The sequence below is a fragment of the Desulfofundulus sp. genome (genome assembly GCF_049701015.1).
Lineage (GTDB): Bacteria > Bacillota > Desulfotomaculia > Desulfotomaculales > Desulfovirgulaceae > Desulfofundulus.
This window is the reverse complement of sequence record NZ_JBNATZ010000286.1, coordinates 1-2,997: the sequence shown is the minus strand read 5'-3', so window position 1 is coordinate 2,997 and position 2,997 is coordinate 1. Positions and strand designations below refer to the sequence as shown.

2 protein-coding genes and 1 pseudogene are annotated in these 2,997 nt (G+C 66.0%); all 3 read left to right on the top strand.

From position 1 onward, the window contains the following. Positions 1 to 706, top strand: a 706-nt coding sequence (locus ACPLUI_RS13310; protein WP_424660735.1) for a polysaccharide pyruvyl transferase family protein, incomplete at its 5' end; no start/stop codon positions are given. A gap of 253 nt (positions 707 to 959) precedes the next feature. Continuing rightward, positions 960 to 2,483 carry a phosphodiester glycosidase family protein gene (locus tag ACPLUI_RS13305; RefSeq protein WP_424660734.1) on the top strand — a complete coding sequence of 508 codons (1,524 nt, stop codon included), beginning with the start codon at positions 960 to 962 and terminating at the stop codon, positions 2,481 to 2,483. An 84-nt stretch (positions 2,484 to 2,567) separates the two neighbouring features. Then, positions 2,568 to 2,997: pseudogene (locus ACPLUI_RS13300) on the top strand (hypothetical protein); the annotation flags it as partial.

Here is a 2,997-nt window from a genome sequence, read left to right as displayed (position 1 = left end):
GGACCCGGCCCGTGTGGGCAGGGAGAAAGGGATGGAGACCCTGGAGAGCATGGGCATTCCCGTACAGCAGGCTGGCAGTGGGGCAGGAGAGCTCTGTGGTCGGGAAGGCTGCTCCTCTTCCCGGGGTGAGGGCGGGGCGTTTTCCGGTCAAGGAGTTTACAGGTCACCCGCACCTGTTGTGGGCGTATCGGTGCGGGAGTGGCCCGGTTTCGGGGAGCCACAGCAGCGTGCCCTGGCCCGTGTGTGCGACGACCTCTGTCACCGGGGCTACCGGGTGCTTTTCATCCCCCTGCAGTTCCCCGAAGATCTCTCCGTGAGCCGGCAGGTGGCAGCCATGATGGAGTCGCGGGCCGCCGTCCTGGACCGGGGGCTGACCGTAGACGAGGCGGTTTCCCTGGTTGCCTGCCTGGACCTGCTCATCGGTATGCGGCTGCACGCTCTGGTCCTGGCGGCGGTGATGGGTGTGCCCCCGGTGGGGATAAGCTACGACCCCAAGATCGGACGTTTTCTGGCCCGGCTGGGGCTCAGGCCCGCCGGCGAGGCATCCGGCCTGGAGTACGGCGTTTTGAGGCGGGCGGTGGAAGAGGTTCTGGCCGATCCTGCCGGGTTCAGGGCCAGTCTGGCCCGGATGGTCGGCCCCTTAAAGGAGCGTGCCCGGGCCACCGCCCGGCTGGCCTGCGCCCGGTTACCCGGGCTTAAATGGTAGGTTGCCCGTCGTTTGCACGCGCTCGCTCCATTCTCCAGCACTCAGCCGTACCAGGCACCTGCACAGGCATTTAAACAGTATAGAGGTCTCGCTAAGTTTGGCATCTGCCCGGCTCAAGTTGTTCGCTTCCGTGCAAACGACTGGCGCTGAAGCGCCATGGATGCCCACTTAATTTTCCAGTCGCCCCGGGCGAAAATTTTTTGCCCCCTAACACTGGAAAAATTGCGAAGGTGAGGTAATGGTGTTGCTCGGTGTGAAAAGACTGGTATCCCTCCTCCTCGGCGTGACCTTCTTATGGGGCAGCCTGGCAGCCTGTTCTGCTGAGCCGGCCGGGGCGGAACCGGCCACGCTGCCCGGCCCGGCACCGCAGCCCCTGCTGGACGTGCCGCCTGCCGGTCAGGTGCAGACCGTGGCCCCGGGTGTCCGCTATTATCCCATCTCCGGCCGCACCTGGCAGGGTGAGCCCCTCAAGGGGCATGTGCTGGAGGTGGACCCCGGGCAGGACCTGCTGGAATTGCGTGTAGCCGTGAGCGGTGGCGCCCCGGGCAGCACGGAAACGTTGAGCCGGTTGGCCGCACGCCACGGGGCGGTGGCCGCCGTAAACGGGGGTTTTTTCGACCCCTCCCGCGGGTACCCCGTCGGCAGCCTGGTCCAGGACGGCCGGCTCCTGGCCGCTTCCGATATTTTACGCACCTCGGTTGGCATTACCGGCTCCAACCGCGTCCGGTTCGGCTACTTTGTACCGCGGGTGACGGTGAGCTTCGGCGGTTCGGGGCCCGTTGAAGTGGCGCGGGTAAATACGGCCCCGGTACCTGGTGGGATTACCCTTTATACCCCGGCCTGGGGTGAGCGCGCCGCTTCCGCCACTGACTGTATTGATCTGGTGCTGCGCCCGGAAGTGGGGAAAAGCGGCTGTTACGAGGTATCGGAGATTGGCAGCGGGGGCAGCCCCATCCCGCGGGACGGTTATGTGCTGACTCTGAGAGGCAGCGCGGTGGGGGCGTGTGCCTCCCTGCCCGCCGGGACTCCGGTGGTGGTGGACTTCGACTGGGGACCCGGCTGGGAGGGTCTGAAGCACCTGGTAACGGCCGGACCTCTTTTAGTGGATGAAGGACAGCCCGTGCTGCAGGCTGTTATGGAGGGTTTCCGGGGCAGTGTCCTGGAGCCGGCTGCCCGTACCGCTATCGGTGTAGATAAAAGGGGCCGGGTCCTGCTGGTGGTCGTGGAGGGGCGGCAAAAGGGCTGGAGTGCGGGCGTCACCCTGGAGGAGCTGGCCTACCTGATGGCCGAACTGGGAGCGGTGCGTGCCGCGGCCCTGGACGGGGGCGGTTCCAGCGGGATGTGGGTCAAGGGCAGGCTGGTCAGCAGGCCCTCCGAAGGCAGGGAGCGCGGCCTTGCCGATGCCATCCTGGTGCTGCGCCAGGTGCCTGTTTACCTGAACGGCAGCCGCATCTTCTTTGACGTACCCCCGGTTGTGGACGGGGGACGCATTCTGGTGCCCGTGCGGGGCATTTTCGAGGTCCTGGGTGCCACGGTGCACTGGGATGAAAAGACCGGGACCGTCACCGCCACCCGCGGCGGGTGTACCATCAGCCTGACCCCGGGGAAAGGTGAGGCGCTGGTCGACGGCCGGACGGTGCCCCTGGACGCCCCGGCCCGGGTTGTTGAAGGACGTGTCATGGTACCCCTGCGCCTGGTCGGTCAAGCTCTGGGGGCTGCCGTGACCTGGCAGGACGCCCCGCCGGCGGTGATAATTGAAGCTAAGCCTGTCAAGTAGTACATAATCTCGCAAGAATGAAACGGGAGGCGGTCGTACCCCGCCACCCTGGAAAGTCACGAGAAGTGAAGGGTGAAGACCACCATGACCTTGAGGGCGGACAAGTTCCTGGCCGTTCTGGCCTTATTCCTGGCTTCAGCAGTCCTCCTCCCCCTGCCGGCTCCGGCACAGGAGGCGGCGGTGGTGGAGGTGGACTACCGGGATGATATCACGGTGAACCACCCCTACTACGCTGATCAGTTGCCCGGCGGCAACCTGCTCCTGACCCGGGTGGGGTACCAGTCCCCGTCGGTGGTGGAGATCGCCCCGGACGGGCGGGAGGTATGGTCGTACCGGGGCGTCCAGGCCGCTGCGGCCCGGCGCCTGACCAATGGTAATACCCTCATTGCAGACTCCGGAGCACCGGGCCCCCCTTTTGTGCCCCGCGTGATAGAAGTAAACCCGCAAGGCAGGATTGTCTGGGCATACCGGCTGTCTTCACCAGCCCGGGCGCCCCGCTATGCCCAGCGCCTGC